At 66.9% G+C, this 14095-nt stretch carries 18 protein-coding genes and 2 tRNA genes; 10 read left to right on the top strand and 10 right to left on the bottom strand.

All coding sequences use genetic code 11. The annotated features are described in order from the left end of the window. Nucleotides 1-59: 59 nt before the first annotated feature. The 5 genes from BLW38_RS01020 to BLW38_RS01000 form a co-directional block, all read right to left on the bottom strand. Nucleotides 60-290 carry a hypothetical protein gene (locus BLW38_RS01020; protein ID WP_092813072.1) on the bottom strand — a complete coding sequence of 77 codons (231 nt, stop codon included), beginning with the start codon at nucleotides 288-290 and terminating at the stop codon, nucleotides 60-62. A 170-nt stretch (nucleotides 291-460) separates the two neighbouring features. Then, nucleotides 461-880 (bottom strand): hypothetical protein, encoded by a 420-nt coding sequence (locus tag BLW38_RS01015; protein ID WP_092813069.1) that lies wholly within the window; start codon nucleotides 878-880, stop codon nucleotides 461-463. Nucleotides 881-982: 102 nt separating this feature from the next. Continuing rightward, nucleotides 983-1651, bottom strand: a complete 669-nt coding sequence (gene npdG, locus BLW38_RS01010; protein ID WP_092813066.1) for an NADPH-dependent F420 reductase — start codon at nucleotides 1649-1651, stop codon at nucleotides 983-985. An 82-nt stretch (nucleotides 1652-1733) separates the two neighbouring features. After that, entirely contained in the window at nucleotides 1734-2630 is an 897-nt protein-coding gene (locus BLW38_RS01005) for a TIGR01548 family HAD-type hydrolase (protein ID WP_092813064.1), read from the bottom strand. Between the two features lie 72 nt (nucleotides 2631-2702). Continuing rightward, nucleotides 2703-3182 carry a UPF0146 family protein gene (locus BLW38_RS01000; protein ID WP_092813061.1) on the bottom strand — a complete coding sequence of 160 codons (480 nt, stop codon included), beginning with the start codon at nucleotides 3180-3182 and terminating at the stop codon, nucleotides 2703-2705. 39 nt (nucleotides 3183-3221) lie between these two features. Between BLW38_RS01000 and BLW38_RS00995 the strand changes: the two genes are divergently transcribed. Next, nucleotides 3222-3743, top strand: coding sequence for an archaemetzincin family Zn-dependent metalloprotease (locus BLW38_RS00995; RefSeq protein WP_092813058.1), 522 nt, complete (start codon nucleotides 3222-3224; stop codon nucleotides 3741-3743). A 212-nt stretch (nucleotides 3744-3955) separates the two neighbouring features. Here the strand turns inward: BLW38_RS00995 and BLW38_RS00990 are convergent, their stop codons facing one another. Both BLW38_RS00990 and BLW38_RS00985 read right to left on the bottom strand, forming a co-directional pair. Then, a complete protein-coding gene (locus BLW38_RS00990; protein WP_092813055.1) occupies nucleotides 3956-4336 on the bottom strand; it encodes a secondary thiamine-phosphate synthase enzyme YjbQ in 381 nt (126 codons plus the stop codon). Next, nucleotides 4336-5460, bottom strand: a complete 1125-nt coding sequence (locus tag BLW38_RS00985) for a DUF373 family protein (RefSeq protein WP_092813052.1) — start codon at nucleotides 5458-5460, stop codon at nucleotides 4336-4338. Before BLW38_RS00985 ends, BLW38_RS00990 begins: the two co-directional genes overlap by 1 nt. 213 nt (nucleotides 5461-5673) lie before the next feature. Here BLW38_RS00985 and BLW38_RS00980 point away from each other — a divergent pair, with 213 nt between their 5' ends. Continuing rightward, nucleotides 5674-6672 carry a radical SAM protein gene (locus tag BLW38_RS00980; RefSeq protein ID WP_092815420.1) on the top strand — a complete coding sequence of 333 codons (999 nt, stop codon included), beginning with the start codon at nucleotides 5674-5676 and terminating at the stop codon, nucleotides 6670-6672. A gap of 74 nt (nucleotides 6673-6746) precedes the next feature. Here BLW38_RS00980 and pyrE read toward each other — a convergent pair whose 3' ends face one another. Beyond that, nucleotides 6747-7316, bottom strand: a complete 570-nt coding sequence (gene pyrE / locus BLW38_RS00975; protein WP_092813050.1) for an orotate phosphoribosyltransferase — start codon at nucleotides 7314-7316, stop codon at nucleotides 6747-6749. Nucleotides 7317-7445: 129 nt separating this feature from the next. Here pyrE and BLW38_RS00970 point away from each other — a divergent pair, with 129 nt between their 5' ends. The 5 genes from BLW38_RS00970 (at nucleotide 7446) to BLW38_RS00950 (ending at nucleotide 11066) form a co-directional block, all read left to right on the top strand. After that, nucleotides 7446-7628, top strand: coding sequence for an HVO_0416 family zinc finger protein (locus BLW38_RS00970; RefSeq protein WP_092813047.1), 183 nt, complete (start codon nucleotides 7446-7448; stop codon nucleotides 7626-7628). 70 nt (nucleotides 7629-7698) lie between these two features. Further along, nucleotides 7699-7845: a hypothetical protein gene (locus BLW38_RS16085; RefSeq protein ID WP_177167389.1), complete on the top strand. Its 147-nt coding sequence runs from the start codon at nucleotides 7699-7701 to the stop codon at nucleotides 7843-7845. A gap of 54 nt (nucleotides 7846-7899) precedes the next feature. Beyond that, nucleotides 7900-9447 carry a single-stranded DNA binding protein gene (locus BLW38_RS00960; RefSeq protein WP_092813041.1) on the top strand — a complete coding sequence of 516 codons (1548 nt, stop codon included), beginning with the start codon at nucleotides 7900-7902 and terminating at the stop codon, nucleotides 9445-9447. 181 nt (nucleotides 9448-9628) lie between these two features. Further along, entirely contained in the window at nucleotides 9629-10060 is a 432-nt protein-coding gene (locus BLW38_RS00955) for a histone (RefSeq protein WP_092813038.1), read from the top strand. 1 nt (nucleotide 10061) lies between these two features. Continuing rightward, nucleotides 10062-11066: a histone deacetylase family protein gene (locus BLW38_RS00950; protein ID WP_092813035.1), complete on the top strand. Its 1005-nt coding sequence runs from the start codon at nucleotides 10062-10064 to the stop codon at nucleotides 11064-11066. 99 nt (nucleotides 11067-11165) lie between these two features. Here the strand turns inward: BLW38_RS00950 and cca are convergent, their stop codons facing one another. Continuing rightward, a complete protein-coding gene (gene cca / locus BLW38_RS00945) occupies nucleotides 11166-12563 on the bottom strand; it encodes a CCA tRNA nucleotidyltransferase (RefSeq protein WP_092813032.1) in 1398 nt (465 codons plus the stop codon). A 168-nt stretch (nucleotides 12564-12731) separates the two neighbouring features. On the opposite strand from cca, the gene BLW38_RS00940 reads away from it, so the two are divergent. From BLW38_RS00940 to BLW38_RS00930, 3 genes are all read left to right on the top strand, one after another. After that, a tRNA-Asn gene (locus tag BLW38_RS00940) sits at nucleotides 12732-12835 on the top strand. Between the two features lie 128 nt (nucleotides 12836-12963). Beyond that, a tRNA-Ile gene (locus BLW38_RS00935) sits at nucleotides 12964-13039 on the top strand. Between the two features lie 107 nt (nucleotides 13040-13146). Then, complete coding sequence (locus BLW38_RS00930; RefSeq protein ID WP_092813029.1) at nucleotides 13147-13770, top strand: MBL fold metallo-hydrolase; 624 nt, start codon at nucleotides 13147-13149, stop codon at nucleotides 13768-13770. Between the two features lie 73 nt (nucleotides 13771-13843). On the opposite strand, the gene BLW38_RS00925 is transcribed toward BLW38_RS00930, so the two are convergent. Next, complete coding sequence (locus tag BLW38_RS00925) at nucleotides 13844-13993, bottom strand: 50S ribosomal protein L40e (RefSeq protein ID WP_092813025.1); 150 nt, start codon at nucleotides 13991-13993, stop codon at nucleotides 13844-13846. Between the last annotated feature and the right edge of the window lie 102 nt (nucleotides 13994-14095).

Below are 14095 nucleotides of genomic sequence, written 5' to 3'. Positions count from 1 at the left end.
GATCGGACGACGACCCGGCTCGGTGCCAGTCTATTTATAAATAACCCCGTGAGCCGACGTCAGTTCTCGACCGGGAAGCCAAGCGATCCACGACTGCCCGCGGCCAACGCCTCGTGATTCCGTCGGGAATCGATCACCGTTTCACACGCAGGACATTCGTAGGTGAGGGAGTCAGCGCGTACGTGGATGAGCCAGTCGCCGTTAATGCGGCTTTCGTGACCGCACGCAAAGCAGTGGAGCGTCGCCTTGTCGGGCGGCTGTCGCTCGGTGGTGGAAGTGGAGGGCGTCATTTCCGAAACTACTCCCCGAACGGGGATAACCGTATCGTCCGTCGCCCCTGCGTGCCAACTCGTCCCCCGGCAAGGGAACGGATCCGGCGGCGAAACCGGGAATTTGCGGCGCCGTCCGGTTGCGGCGGTGCCGTCCAGTTGCGACGTCGACCAGTCGGTTACGACGCCGATCAGTCGTCGGCCGGCGCGACGCCGGTCGGGCCCGACCCCGATCCGGTCGCATCCCGGGTCGCGGCGACGTACGCCATAATCAGCATCGCGACGATCAGGGCGCTCCCCCACAGCAGCGTGGTGGGAACGAGGAACGCGAGCCCGAGACCCTCGCCGAGCCAGACGACGCCGGGGACGCCCCACTGTCCCGCGATGAAGAGACCGGTGACGGCGGTCCGGAGGGTCCCGGTCACCTCGAGCGCGGGGACGGCAAAGCCCATCACGATCGCGAGGATCGACAGGACGCCGAGGTGGGCGTGCCCGCCGATCATCCATCTCGGCACGGCGTCGCCGCCGGCGAGGATCATCGCCTGATGCAGGCCGACCGCCATCATTACAGCCAGCCCGACGAATCCGGATACCTTGAGCGGCTTCGTCATACTCGGTGGGACGATCCGGTTCATCGAAAATAAATCTCGGGGCAAGAGAACCCTTCGCTGGGTACGACCGGACCGGATACCCACCGACGACCGACCAACCGATCAGGAGAACCGGACGCCGAGATCGTGGAGCCCGTCGTTGTGCATCGCGAGGGTAACGAGCAGGGGCGTGATCGACTCGACCTCGGGGGCGTTGGCGATCCCGCCGGCGTCAAGCGCGCGGAGCCCGTCGATGTCCTCGGCAAGCATCCGGACGATGTCCGTCGCGTCCTCGTCGTCGCCGAGGATCAGGGTGTCGATCCCGAGGCCGGCATCGAGGTTCGCGAGCCGGGCCGCGGGGAGGTTGTGGAACGCGCCGACGACCGGCACGTCATCGGGTGCGGCGTCCGCCGCGATCCGCGTGACGCTGCCCGCCCCGGGACGGTGGTAGCGGAACCCCTCCTCCTCCCGTTTCATTCCGACGGCCGGGGAGACGAGTACGTCGTCCTCGTCGAGTCGGTCGGCGATCGACTCGACCGTATCACCGACGTGGTACGGGGGGACGGCGAGGACGATGACGTCGCCGCGGTCGGTCGCCATCCCGTTCTCGAAGCCGTTGATCGTGACGTCGACGCCGCGGCTGTCGAGTTCGGTCTCGTACTCGTCGGCCTTCGTGTGCGCCTTCTCGGCGTCACGCGAACCGATGATGACGTCGTGGTTCGAGTGGAACGCCCACCGGAGCGCCAGCCCTTCGCCGATGTCACCGGTACCGCCGAGGATGGAGATTCGCATATCGGGAGTGGTCACGGCGGGGCCTTAGCCGTTGCGTCACCGGAGGCGTAGCCGTTGCATCACCGAAGCCGTCAGGGTCGTCTCACGCATCGGGCCGGGACGCATCACGTTCGAGCAGCTCGAGGAGCTCGTTCACGTCGGCGACCACGGCGTCGGCGCCGGCGTCGACGTATGCGCGTCGCCCGGACTCGCCGGTCAGCCCGCCGGTGAGTACACCGATCCCGTAGTAGACGCGCTCGGGGTCGGCCTCCTCGGCGTTGCGAGCGGTTCGGACGTCGTCAAGCGTGTCGCCGACGAAGGCCACGGTCGTGGTCTCGAACCGGTCGGCAAGCGTGACGAGCGCTGCGGGGTGTGGCTTGCCCTCCTCCCAGTCGTCCATCGTGAACCGGTGGATCGCGGGCAGATCGAGCCCGACCCGGTCGAGCGCGATCTCGGCCTCGGCGGCCGGGCGGCCCGTAACCACCCCGACGTCGAACCGCTCCCGCAGGGCATCGATGGTCTCGGGGTCGACGAGCACCGGCTCGTCGTGGATGTATCCGTCCGTTTCGACCGGCGGATCACCGCCCTCGAGGTCGCGGTATAACTCCGTACCGAGGTACAGCGCCTGAAACACGTCCCGGAGCCGCTCGGAGTCCCAGGCCTGGCGAACCGTGTCCCACGTCTCGGGAGCGAGCGCGTCCGCGAGCACCGTCTTCGCGCCCGCGAGTCCGCCACCGGCGTCGGCGACGCGGTCGGTGAACGCGGGAACCGTGAGGTCGATCCCCTCGGTCTGTCGGCCGGCGAGCACGTACAGCGCCGCGGCGTCGGTCAGCTCCCAGTCGTTGTTGAACCCGCCGGCGTCCTTGAACGGCTGGACGTCCTCGCGGGCGATCGTCGCGCCGTAGACGCGGTCGATCGACTCCACGATCGCTCGCCGGTAGGAGTCGGCGACGTCCACGAGCACCCCGTCGATGTCCAGCACGACTGCGTCGACCTGCATACGTCCACATCCGGGGGGCGCGAGAAAAACCGTTCCGACTGGCGCCGACGGGGGCGTGCCGATCGGGACGCCTCAGTCCGGGAGAACGAAGACGGTCTCGGTCCCGATCGCCCGGCGTTCGATCGACGGGGGGAGGGCCGGGGAGGGGGACTCGAACCCGAGCGTCGTGAACGCGAGCGGAGCGTCGACGCGGCTCGCGAACCGGGCCGTTGCGGGCTGGATCTCCGCCGGGAGGTTCCGCGCATACACGGCGTCGATCACCGGGAACGACGGTGGTCCGGATCCGCCGTTCCCCACATCGCTCGCGAGTGTCGCGGTCCCGTCAGCGAGATCGTGGACGTCCGCCCTGTAGAACGTGACATCGGTCGGAACGTCGCGCTCGGTCACGTCGATCGCGATCACGTCGTGACCAGCGTCAACGAGCGCGCGAGCTGCCTCGGGACGTCGACCGATCCCGACTTCGACGGTGGTCCATCCCGCGGCGCGCGGTCGCTCGGAAGCGAGAACCTCGGCGACGGCGGCGACGATCGGCGGCGCGTCGGATCGGGTCACGTCGGGTCATTTATGCCAGGGGGGAGCATAACGCCTTCCATGCTCGTGGACATCGTTCCGGTGGGTGAGGTCTCCGCGCGTGTCAAACGGGAGGCCTCGAGCGCGCTGCGGTCGGTATACGACTGTGAGGTGACGGTACACGACGAGCAGTCGATCCCGGCGTCCGCCTACGACGACGGCCGCGATCAGTACCGTGCGGAGGACCTGATCGAGACCGTGAGCCAGGCCGGGACCGGCGAGAAGAACATCGGGATCACCGCGCGGGACCTCTTTTACCGCCGTCGGAACTACGTCTTCGGGCTTGCATACCTCAACGGAAACGGATCGGTCATCTCGACCTACCGGCTCCAGACCTCCTCGGACGGCGGCATCACCTCGAAGCCCCAACGCGAGGTCGTCGACGACCGGGTCCGCAAGGAGGTCGTCCACGAGATCGGTCACACCCTCGGGTTGGAACACTGCGACAACAGCAAGTGCGTGATGTCCTTTTCGCCGACCGTTCGCGAGGTCGACGTCAAAGAGGAGAACCTCTGCGGCTCCTGCTCGCGATCGATACGCTGACCGAGTCACTGGCTGACCGGCTGACTGGAACGAATACGGGACGGACGGAACGGGTACGGAACGAGAACGGACACGAACACGGGAACGGACACGAACACGGGAACGGACACGAACACGGGAACGGACACGAACACGGGAACGGACACGAACACGGGACAGGCACGGAACGAGCACGGAACGGAGACGACGTTTCCTCGACGTCGACGGTGACGTCAGTGAACCACGACGTCGATCGACCGCGTCCGCGGACCGTCACACTCCACGAGCAGGACCGCCTGCCAACGGCCGAGATCGAGTTCGCCCGCGGAGACGGGGACGGTGACGCTCTCGCCGAGCAGCGTCGCGCGCAGGTGAGCGTCCGCGTTCCCGTCGAGCCGGTCGTGTTGCCACCCCTCGTCGGGGACCAGATCCTCGAGGAACGTCTCGAAATCCTCAAGCAACCGTGACTCCGGTTCGTTGACGACCACGCCGGCGGTCGTGTGCCGGACGAAGACGGTCACAAGCCCGTCGACGTCCGCGGGGATCGCTGCCTCGATACGGTCAGTGACGGCGTGAACGGCGGTGGGACCGTTCGTTTCGACGGAGATAGCCATTATGCCGGATCGGCGGGCCGGTCCTCGGTCCGTGACTCGGCGACGGCGAAGGTGAGCGTGCTCAACACGCCGAGCAGCGTTCCGGCGGTGAGCACGAGCGCAAGGTCACCGAGCAGGAACGATCGCACGCCGGCGACGTCCGGGAGGAAAAAGCCCGAGAGCGCGTACAACACCGCCGCGATCGACACGACGTAGACCGGCGCATTGAGGTACTGCCACCGGAAGCGTCCCGCGAGGTACTCGTCGGTTATTTGGCCGAGACTGGAGGTAACGCCCGCGGCAGCGGCCCACTGGACGGCGCCGTGGACGACCGCAGCGATCGCCGGGCCCACGGCCATCGGGTCGTTCGGAGAGATCGTGGATCGAACTGTCTCCAGCGTCTCATAGCCCTGGACGCCGCCGATCACCAACAGCGCCAGCGCCACGACGTACGTGATGAGCGTCACCCGACCGGCGTACAACACGTTCCGGAGGCGGTCGGCGGTCGAGTCAACGGCCGACTCCAGCCCCAGCCCGCGAAACAGCGAGTACAACCCCAACAGCGCGGAGATGATCCCGAGCACCATCGCCCCGGCGACGTCGAAGAGGTTCGCCAGGACGACGAGCGGGTAGATGAGCAGCAGGATGCCGAGCGGAACGAGGATGGTCCCGCGCGTCTCCGGGTCGGCAAGCACCTGCTTCATCGTGTAGTACATCGACTCGAGGTTCTGCGCCTGCCGGACGACGACCCGACGAACGCCGTCGACGGGAAGCCGTGAGCGGATCACCGGCAGGACGGACTCGTCCTGGGCGCCGTCGGTGATGACGATCGCACGGACCTCCTCGCGGCTCGAGATCTCCGCGAGCACCCGGTCGACCTCCTCGCCGACCTTGCGGTTGGCCTGGATGTCGGAGCCATCGACCCCGGTGACGGCCGCGACGGCGACGTCCTCGTCGCTCGTGGCGGCCAGCTCGTCGTGGACCGTAACTCCCTGAAAGAGGACGTTGACGTCGGAATCCTCCGGGTCGACCGTCGCGAGCGCGACCGCGGCATCGGTGACGGCGTCGCGGCCGACGACGGGGGTATCGGCTCCCGTCTTCCGGCCGAGGTCGTCGTCAAGGTCGACACAGAGGACGAGCAGCATCGTCCCCGGCTACGATGCGGGCAGGCATATGCTTTCGGTCGATCGACGTCGGGATACCGCTCCGTCGATCGGCATCGGGGTACCGCGGAAGAAGCCGATCGAACGACGACGATGGTGACGACGACGAGACGGTTGGTCGCCGTGCGCGACCCCGCCACACGGGACGTGACGGTTCGGACGCTTTTTGAGGCCCGAGCCGCTATTCGTGAGCAGATGATATCGAAGGGCTGTGAACAGTGCGCCAAGGGCGGGAAGATGGTCCTGTTCGTCTACGGGTACTGCGACCAGCGGGACTGTTTCTACTGTCCGCTCGGTGAGAAGCGCAAGAACGTCACTGACGTCTACGCCAACGAGCGCCTCGTGGAGGACGACGAGGACGTCATCACCGAGGCCAAACGGATGGACGCGCTGGGGACCTCGATCACGGGCGGAGAGCCCCAGGAAGCCCTCGAGAAGACCTGTCGCTACCTGCGACTGTTGAAAGACGAGTTCGGGGAGGACCACCACACGCACCTGTACACCGGAATTCCCGGCGGACGGGAGAACATGCGCCGGCTGAGCGAGGCGGGCCTCGACGAGATCCGCTTCCACCCGCCGCTGGAGCTGTGGGGTGACCTCCACGGAACCGAGTGGGAGGACATTCTCTACATCGCCCGCGAGGAAGGCCTCACGCCGGCCTTCGAGATCCCCGGAATCCGAGCGGAACCGGAGTTCCTCGAGTTCCTCGATGAGGGCGCCGCCGAGTTCTGCAACGTCAACGAGTTCGAGATGAGCGACGGCAACTATCGACGGATGCAGGAGGAGGGCTTCGAGCTGCAGGAGGGCCATATGTCCGCCGTCAAGGGGTCGAAAGACGAGGCGATCGTCGCGGAGATGGCGAGCCACGAGCAGGTCTACTTCTGTACCTCCGTGTTCAAGGACGCGGCTCAACACCGGAACCGCCTCAAGCGGATGGCCAAGAACGTCCGCCGGGAGTTCGACGAGATCACCGACGATGGAACGCTCGTCTACGGGAAAACGCACGCCGATCCGGAGCGTTTCGATGCCCTGGGCGTTCCCGAGGAGTTCTATACGGTCAAATCGAACCACGTCGAGATCGCCTGGTGGCTTCTCGAGGAGATGATCGAGGACGGGGACCTCAACGAGGGGGAGATCGTCGAGCAGTATCCGACGGTCGACGGGACCGTCGTCGAGCGCACACCGGTGGCCTAGCTCGGCAGCGGCGCTCCGCGCGTGTTCCGCCCTCGGGATCGCCTTTTTGAGTATGGCGCTGGACGAATGAACCGTTAATCGCGGTCGGCGTCGGCCAACAACTGTGAAGCGCTCACGAGCGACTCGAGTTCGATGCCGTGGTCCGCCAGCAGCTCCCGGGCACCCTCCTCTCGATCAACGACGACGAACACGCGGTCGACGGCCGCACCCGCCTCACGAAGCGCCTCGACGGCGTCGAGAGCGGACTGGCCCGTCGTCGCGATATCCTCGAGGACCACGACCTCCTCGCCGTCGTCGAGACGACCCTCGATCCGGTTGCCGGTACCGTACTCCTTGGCCTGCTTGCGCGCGATGACGTAGGGGCGACCGAGCTCCGCCGCGGTGACGGCCACGAGCGGGACGGCGCCCAGGGCGACGCCGGCGAGTTTCGCGTCGACGTCGGCCAGTCGGTCCGCGAACGCGGCCGCGACCAGCCGGAGGCAGTCGGGATCGGTCTCGAAGAGGTACTTGTCGACGTAGTAGTTGCTCGTGCCACCGTGGGAGAGTTCGAACTCGCCGAATCGCACGGCATCGGCCGCGCGCAGCGCGGCGATGATCTCGGCGGTCTCCGTCGTCACGCCGGACGGTGTCTCCGTGTCGTCCATACGTCGGTAGCGCGGTCACGTAGGTATAAACCGGTCGAAACGGCGGAACGTGGCGGCCGTGAGACGGTCCGACCGACCGGCTGTGCGATCGGAAACACTAAAGTACTGTCACGGTATACCATACCGTGTATGTCGTCAGCACCCAGCACGAGCGACGGTCTGTTCGACGAATTCCTTGAGGACCGCGGTCACGAGACCGAGATCGTACGCTGGGAGCGATCGTATAACAAAAAGCAGTGTCCCGAGTGTGGCGGCCTCCACGAGGAGTCGGCAAACGAGTGCCGCGTCTGTGGCTGGGATCCGTACGCGTGAACCACCCGTACTGAGCCGTTGGACCGTGGCGAACGTCCACGACCGTTTTTATACGATACCGACCCCACCGGTGAGTGATGACCGAACGGCACTCAGGACGACCGTCGGGAACTGCCACAGCCGAGCGGACGCCGGGACCGACCACCGATCCGGACCGTCGATCCGGGCGGACCGAACGACGGAAACCGATCCCCAACGCGACCGGGTCGGCGGCTGAATCGGGACAAGGACAACGCTTAACCGCCGAGTCACCCTTCCGTGAGGTACGACTATGGGTGTGATCGAGGACGTCTACGAGGACCTCGAGACCGACGTCGAGTTCGACGCGTTCGAGGCGGCGGTCGAGGACAAGGTCGAACAGATGGGCGGGCTCGCGGACGAGGAGACGGCCGCGATGCTCATCGCCCACGAACTTCGCGACGAGGAGGCCGAGACGATCGCGGACATCGAACCGGGGATGGACGAGGTGAAGTTCCTCGGCAAGGTCACCTCGATCGGCGAGATCCGGACCTTCGACCGCGACGATGAGGACGACGACCGGGAGGAGGGGCGCGTCTGCAACGTCGAGATCGCCGACGAGTCCGGCTCGGTCAGGGTCGCTCTCTGGGACGAGATGGCGACCGGCGCCGCCGAGAAGCTCGAGGTCGGCGACGTGTTGCGCGTGATGGGACGCCCGAAGGAGGGCTACAACGGCCTCGAGGTGAGTGCGAACAAGGTCGAACCCGACGCGGACGCGGCGGTCGACGTCCAGATACTCGACACCTACCGGGTCGAGGACCTGACGCTCGGCGCCTCCGACGTCACGCTCGTCGGGAAGGTACTCGAGGCGGGCGGCATCAGGACGTTCTCGCGCGACGACGGCTCCGAGGGGCGGGTAGCGAACCTCACCCTCGGCGACGAAACGGGGCGCGTCCGCGTGACGATGTGGGACGACCGGGCCGACCTGGCCGAGGAGTTCGACGCCGGGGAGGTCGTCGAAGTCGTCGACGGTTACGTCCGCGAGCGCGACGACGCCCTCGAGTTACACGTGGGGAACCGCGGATCGATCGAACGCGTCGACGAGGACGTCGACTACGTCCCGGAGACGACGCCCATCGCCGACCTCGAGATCGGCACCACCGTCGACATCGCCGGCGGCGTGATCGAGACGGACCCGAAACGGACGTTCGACCGCGACGACGGCTCCGAGGGACAGGTTCGAAACGTCCGGATCAAGGACGAAACGGGCGAGATCCGTGTCGCGCTGTGGGGCGAGAAGGCCGACGCCGAGATCGACCTCGCCGACGAGGTCGTGGTCACCGATGTCGAGATCACCGACGGGTGGCAAGACGATCTCGAAGCGTCGGCCAACTGGCGGTCGACCGTCAGCGTCATCGACGACGGGTCCACGACCGATCGATCCCGGGATGGATCGCGTGGTGACGGCGATTCCACGGAAGCGACGGGAGCACGGTCCGAAAGTGAGAGCCTCGGCGCGTTCGCCGACGGATCGAGCGGAACGGGAACGAACGGGACGGACGACGGGACTGCAGCCGGAACCGGCGGGGCCACACGCGCTCAGTCCGACGGCGGCGCCGCCGCAGCGACCGCGGACGCGTCGGGAGCCACCGAGGCGGGCGATTCACGGGAAGTGGAGGAGTCGGCCGACGATCCGGTCGAGTTCACCGGCACGGTCGTCCAGGCCGGAAACCCCGTGGTACTCGACGATGGGGACCGGACGAAGAGCGTCCAGACGGACGAAACCGTCCGGCTCGGCGAGGAAGTGACTGTTCGTGGACCCGAACGGGACGGCCGGATCGACGCCGAAGAGGTCTTTTGAGCGTCCCGTCGACGACGCCGATCGACGTGGTCGATCCCCGGTCGGTGCCCGGCGAACCGATGCGGATTCCCACCGTGGGCAGCGTCCGGATGGCGGCGCGAGCGCACCCGACAGCGGCTACCGGAAACGGAGACGAGAGGTAACGGAAAGCGTTATACGGCGGACCGACCCGAGTGTGTGTATGAGTGTCGAGTTGCCGTTCGCCCCGGTCGACCAGATCATCCGGCGGAACGCTGGCGACCTCAGGGTGAGTGCGGACGCGGCCGAGGCGCTGGCACGCCGCGTACAGGACCACGGCGCATCGGTGGCGGCGGACGCCGCCGAGCGCGCAACCGCAGACGGGCGAAAGACGCTGATGGCCGCCGATTTCGACGTCGGGCAGGTGATCGACCGGGAGGATCTCACGCTCCCGATCGCACCGGTCGACCGGATCGCGCGGTCGCGCATCGACGACCGCTATCGGGTCGGGATGGACGCGCGGATCGCGTTGGCGGACGTCCTCGAGGATTACGCCGATAACGTCGCCAGCGCGGCGGCGACGCTCGCGCGACACGCTGACCGACGGACCATCCAGGCCGAAGACATCGAGACCTACTTCGCGTTGTTCAACTAGTATGCAGTTCGGCTACTCCGAGGTCTGTCTCGAGCACGACACCGGCGATCGACACCCCGAAACGCCGGATCGGCTCCGGGCGATCCGACGGGGGTTGCAGGACCGTCACGACGTCTCCTACCACGAGGCGACGCCGGCAAGTCGGTCGGCGGTCGCCGCCGTCCACGACGAGACGTACGTCGACGACGTCGAGGCGTTCTGTGCCGACGGGGGCGGAAACTGGGATCCCGACACGGTCGCCTGCGAGAAGACGTGGGACGCGGCACTCGCCTCCGCCGGCCTTGCCCAGTGGGCAGCACGGGAGGCGATCGACGGAGCAACCGGGCGAAAGACCCCGTTCGCGATCGGCCGTCCACCGGGTCACCACGCCGTGACCGACGACGCGATGGGGTTCTGCTTCGTTAACAACGCGGCCGTGGCCGCACAGACGGTTCTCGACGAGGACCTGGTCGACCGGGTCGCGATCTTCGACTGGGACGTCCATCACGGCAACGGCACGCAGGACATCTTCTACGACCGCGGAGACGTCTTCTACGCGTCGGTCCACGAACAGGGGCTCTACCCCGGAACGGGCGAGATCGACGAGACGGGGGAGAGCGAGGGCGAGGGGACGACGCTGAACGTTCCGCTGTCCGCCGGGGCCGGCGACGTCGAGTACTGCACGGTGGTCGATGAGGTGCTCGACCCGATGCTTGCGGAGTTCGATCCGGGCCTCCTGCTCGTCTCGGCCGGCTTCGACGCCCACCGTCACGACCCGATCTCGCGGATGCGGGTTTCCTCGGAGGGGTACGCCCTGCTCACCGACCGGGTTCGGGGGATCGCCGACCGAACCGACGCCGCGCTCGGGTTCGTACTCGAGGGAGGATACGGGCTCGATACCCTCGCCGAGGGCGTCGGAATGGTTCACGAGACGTACGACGGCCGCGATCCGATCGAGCCGGAGGGCGACCTCAACGGCTCGACGCGCGTCCTCATCAACGACGTCGAGTCACAGTTCGGACGCTGACCGGCCGAACCCACCGTTCGGGGCTGATCGACGAGACTCCGCTGGCCGACGTGACCGCCACCAGCCGTAGTACTGCGCCGCCGTCGGCCAGAACCAGGATCAGGGTCGCGGCTCGAAGTAGGACCGAAGCTGCGTCCCGAACCCGTCCGCAAGCGACGCGACGTCCGTCCCGACGAGTACCTCACGGCCCGCGATGGCTTCGGTCAGCTGTGCCCCGAGGCCGACGTCGGAGAGATCCCCCTCCGCGAGAAACCGCGCCGCGCTCGTGACCGTCCGCTCGCGCTCGACGACGTATCGATCCCCGTCGAGGAACGGCCCGTAGGTGTACGGGTCCCCGTCCTCGGCGTAGGCGTCGTAAAACCCCTCGGCGTGCTCACGGACCGCCACGGGCGGACCGCGATGGGTGGCGACGGCGGGCAGCGAGTCGTGGAGGGGTTCGACGAGGACGACGGCGCGGACGTGATCGGCGGTATCGTCGTTGACCATCGTCCGTGACCGGAGCACCTGGAACTGACGCTCCTCGAGCGCGCGCACGATCCCATCGCGGGATTTCCGGAGCTGTGGCCACAGTTGGTCGTCGACGAGCATCGGCGGCTCGAAGACGATCGCGATCGGCGTCGTCTCCCGTCGATCGATGTGCTCGCGAACCGCGTCCGCCGACAGCGGCTCGCGATCGGGCGGGGAAAAGGGCGTCTCGGTCGGGTCGGCGAGGAACGCGCGCGCGTGATGTTGCAGCCGGGCGAGGTTACGCGCGGAGCAGACGGCTGCCACGTTCCGATCCGGATCGGTCGGGTCGATCACGACGAGCGGGTCGTCGAAGGTCGCCTCGCCGTGGCCCTCGGGATCGATCCGGACCGGCGGGTGCCAGTCGGCGGCAGCCCGCAGGAGCGGTTCGAACCCACCGAACTCAACGACGAGGAGCTCGGACAGATAGCCCGAGAAGCCACGGGTTCGGAGATCGCTGCCGTACGCGCCGATGCCCTTGAGAAACCGTTTCGTCAACAGCACGTCCTCCGCGAGAGTATCGGTGAGACGCTCCGAGAGGTAGGCGTCGTGAAACGGCGTTCGGTCGACCGCCGATCGGATGGCGCTCGCGTCCGCGACGTCGTAACACGGGACGAGATCAACCGCAAACCCGTCAAGAATCCCCGTGACGTAGGGGTGTTCGGCGTATTCCTCGTGGCCGTCCGGCAGAACGGCGTGGCCCACTGCCAGTCCGTACCGCTCGAGGTCCGCCCGAGGCAGGTCGGTCGGGAACCGGACGAAGAGATCGATGTCGCGATCGCCGGCCAGCCACGTCCCGCGCGCGGTCGATCCGACGCGGACGACATCGACGTCGCCGTCGGGACCGGTCGTCAGGTCGGCATCGAGATCATCGACTGCAGCCCGTGCCCGGTCGACGAGTCGCTCGGCGACCGCCTCGAGACGGTCCCGCTCAGCCGGGTCGGGGGTGATCCGGTCGAGGACTGATCGCCGCACCGAGTCCAGGTCGCTCATACCGACCGGTTCAGTCGGTCGGCGTGAAAGGATGTCGGTCGGCGTCGTCGATCCCGAGACGGCGATCGGGACGGCCGACGGTCCCCCGTGTGGGATACGGGATCGTACCGCCGCCGTCGGGTGAAAACGAAAGCCCTATCAAAAAGAGACCAATACGAACAGGTGCACGCCGAAGTAGCTCAGTTGGTAGAGCGCCTCGCTGTTAGGACGATCGGATCGGTCCGTTCGTCGCAGTCACGAGGCGGTCCCAGGTTCGAGTCCTGGCTTCGGCGCTTCTTCGATCGGCCATTTCCGGAAAGCGGCGCCGTCGTCGAACGTGCCGATCTCGACCGCGACGCGAGGAGGACGCCCGACGGAAAGACGGTACGCTAAAGAGGCATCGACGGATAGCCCGTGGTGAGGGCCCTTAGCTTAGTCCGGCTGAAAGCGACTCGCTCATAACGAGTTGAGCGTTGGTTCAAATCCGACAGGGCCCATCCGTTTGACTTGCGATTCCTGGCCGACACCTGACCGGAGGTGGCAGTCCCGATCCCACGTCGAGGCGCGACGCCTCGTTTAAGAGGCTCGTGGGTCAACGGTCGGTATGGACCCGATCAACGTCACCGCCGCCGCCGAGGAGTTCACGTGTAACGCGTATCTCGTGCCGGGCGAGACGACGACGCTCGTCGACGCCGGGACGATGCCGAACGTCGAGGAGACGATCGCCGACAAGGTCGAGGATCTGGACCGCGTCGTCCTCACGCATCAACACGCCGACCACGTGGGCGAGCTCGACGCGGTGCTCGACGCCTTCGACGCCGAGCTGTACGCCTACGACGACCACCCACGACGGGACGTGGCGCTGGCGGACGGCGAGGAGGTCACGATCGGTGACGAGCCGTGTGAGGTGGTGTACACACCGGGCCATGCCGTCGATCACGTCGCGTTCGTCGGAGACGAACGCGTTTACAGCGGCGACGTCGTGGTCTACAACGACGGCGCCTTCGAGAACGGCTCCTTTGGACGTACCGATATGACGGGCCAGTCACGCGAGCGGCTGATCGAGAGCCTCCACGACCTTCTCGATCGGCTGCCGGACACCGTCTCCGAACTGTATGCCGGCCACGGCGACGCCTACCGGGCGGCGGACGGCGACGATTCGGTGCGGACCGTGATCGAGCGCGCGCTCGAACGAGCCGAACGACGAGCGCCGAAGTACGACGAATAGGCCCGACACCGGACGCACGGCTCCGATACGGACAGTGAGGCCGGAAAAAACGGCGCGTGCGAGTCGAGAGCGACTACGCGGCGCGGCGCTCAGTCGCTTTCGGACGGAGGTTCTTGTACCCGCACTTGCGGCACTCGTCGGCGTCTTTCGGGTTGCGGGCGTTACAGCGCATACACACGAGCTTCTCGAGCGTTCGCTTCGTTGCGGCGTCAAACGTGGCCATACGTGCTGATACGCGGGTACGCGCTAAAAGGTTGCGAGACGGGAACGTCCGCCGAGAGGTGGACGCGTCTATCGAACGGTTCGTGAAAGACTGGCGGATGGC

The organism is Halopenitus malekzadehii, from assembly GCF_900108505.1.
Classification (GTDB): domain Archaea; phylum Halobacteriota; class Halobacteria; order Halobacteriales; family Haloferacaceae; genus Halopenitus; species Halopenitus malekzadehii.
Note: the sequence above shows the minus strand (reverse complement) of the source record. Positions and strands in the feature narration are given on the sequence as shown.

Bases quoted from the DNA above. Each gene is read 5' to 3' on its own strand.
- BLW38_RS01020 (WP_092813072.1), bottom strand. From the start codon at position 290: ATGACGCCCTCCACTTCCACCACCGAGCGACAGCCGCCCGACAAGGCG.
- BLW38_RS01015 (WP_092813069.1), bottom strand. From the start codon at position 880: ATGACGAAGCCGCTCAAGGTATCCGGATTCGTCGGGCTGGCTGTAATG.
- npdG (WP_092813066.1), bottom strand. From the start codon at position 1,651: ATGCGAATCTCCATCCTCGGCGGTACCGGTGACATCGGCGAAGGGCTG.
- BLW38_RS01005 (WP_092813064.1), bottom strand. From the start codon at position 2,630: ATGCAGGTCGACGCAGTCGTGCTGGACATCGACGGGGTGCTCGTGGAC.
- BLW38_RS00995 (WP_092813058.1), top strand. From the start codon at position 3,222: ATGCTCGTGGACATCGTTCCGGTGGGTGAGGTCTCCGCGCGTGTCAAA.
- BLW38_RS00990 (WP_092813055.1), bottom strand. From the start codon at position 4,336: ATGGCTATCTCCGTCGAAACGAACGGTCCCACCGCCGTTCACGCCGTC.
- BLW38_RS00985 (WP_092813052.1), bottom strand. From the start codon at position 5,460: ATGCTGCTCGTCCTCTGTGTCGACCTTGACGACGACCTCGGCCGGAAG.
- BLW38_RS00980 (WP_092815420.1), top strand. From the start codon at position 5,674: ATGATATCGAAGGGCTGTGAACAGTGCGCCAAGGGCGGGAAGATGGTC.
- pyrE (WP_092813050.1), bottom strand. From the start codon at position 7,316: ATGGACGACACGGAGACACCGTCCGGCGTGACGACGGAGACCGCCGAG.
- BLW38_RS00970 (WP_092813047.1), top strand. From the start codon at position 7,446: ATGTCGTCAGCACCCAGCACGAGCGACGGTCTGTTCGACGAATTCCTT.
- BLW38_RS00960 (WP_092813041.1), top strand. From the start codon at position 7,900: ATGGGTGTGATCGAGGACGTCTACGAGGACCTCGAGACCGACGTCGAG.
- BLW38_RS00955 (WP_092813038.1), top strand. From the start codon at position 9,629: ATGAGTGTCGAGTTGCCGTTCGCCCCGGTCGACCAGATCATCCGGCGG.
- BLW38_RS00950 (WP_092813035.1), top strand. From the start codon at position 10,062: ATGCAGTTCGGCTACTCCGAGGTCTGTCTCGAGCACGACACCGGCGAT.
- cca (WP_092813032.1), bottom strand. From the start codon at position 12,563: ATGAGCGACCTGGACTCGGTGCGGCGATCAGTCCTCGACCGGATCACC.
- BLW38_RS00930 (WP_092813029.1), top strand. From the start codon at position 13,147: ATGGACCCGATCAACGTCACCGCCGCCGCCGAGGAGTTCACGTGTAAC.
- BLW38_RS00925 (WP_092813025.1), bottom strand. From the start codon at position 13,993: ATGGCCACGTTTGACGCCGCAACGAAGCGAACGCTCGAGAAGCTCGTG.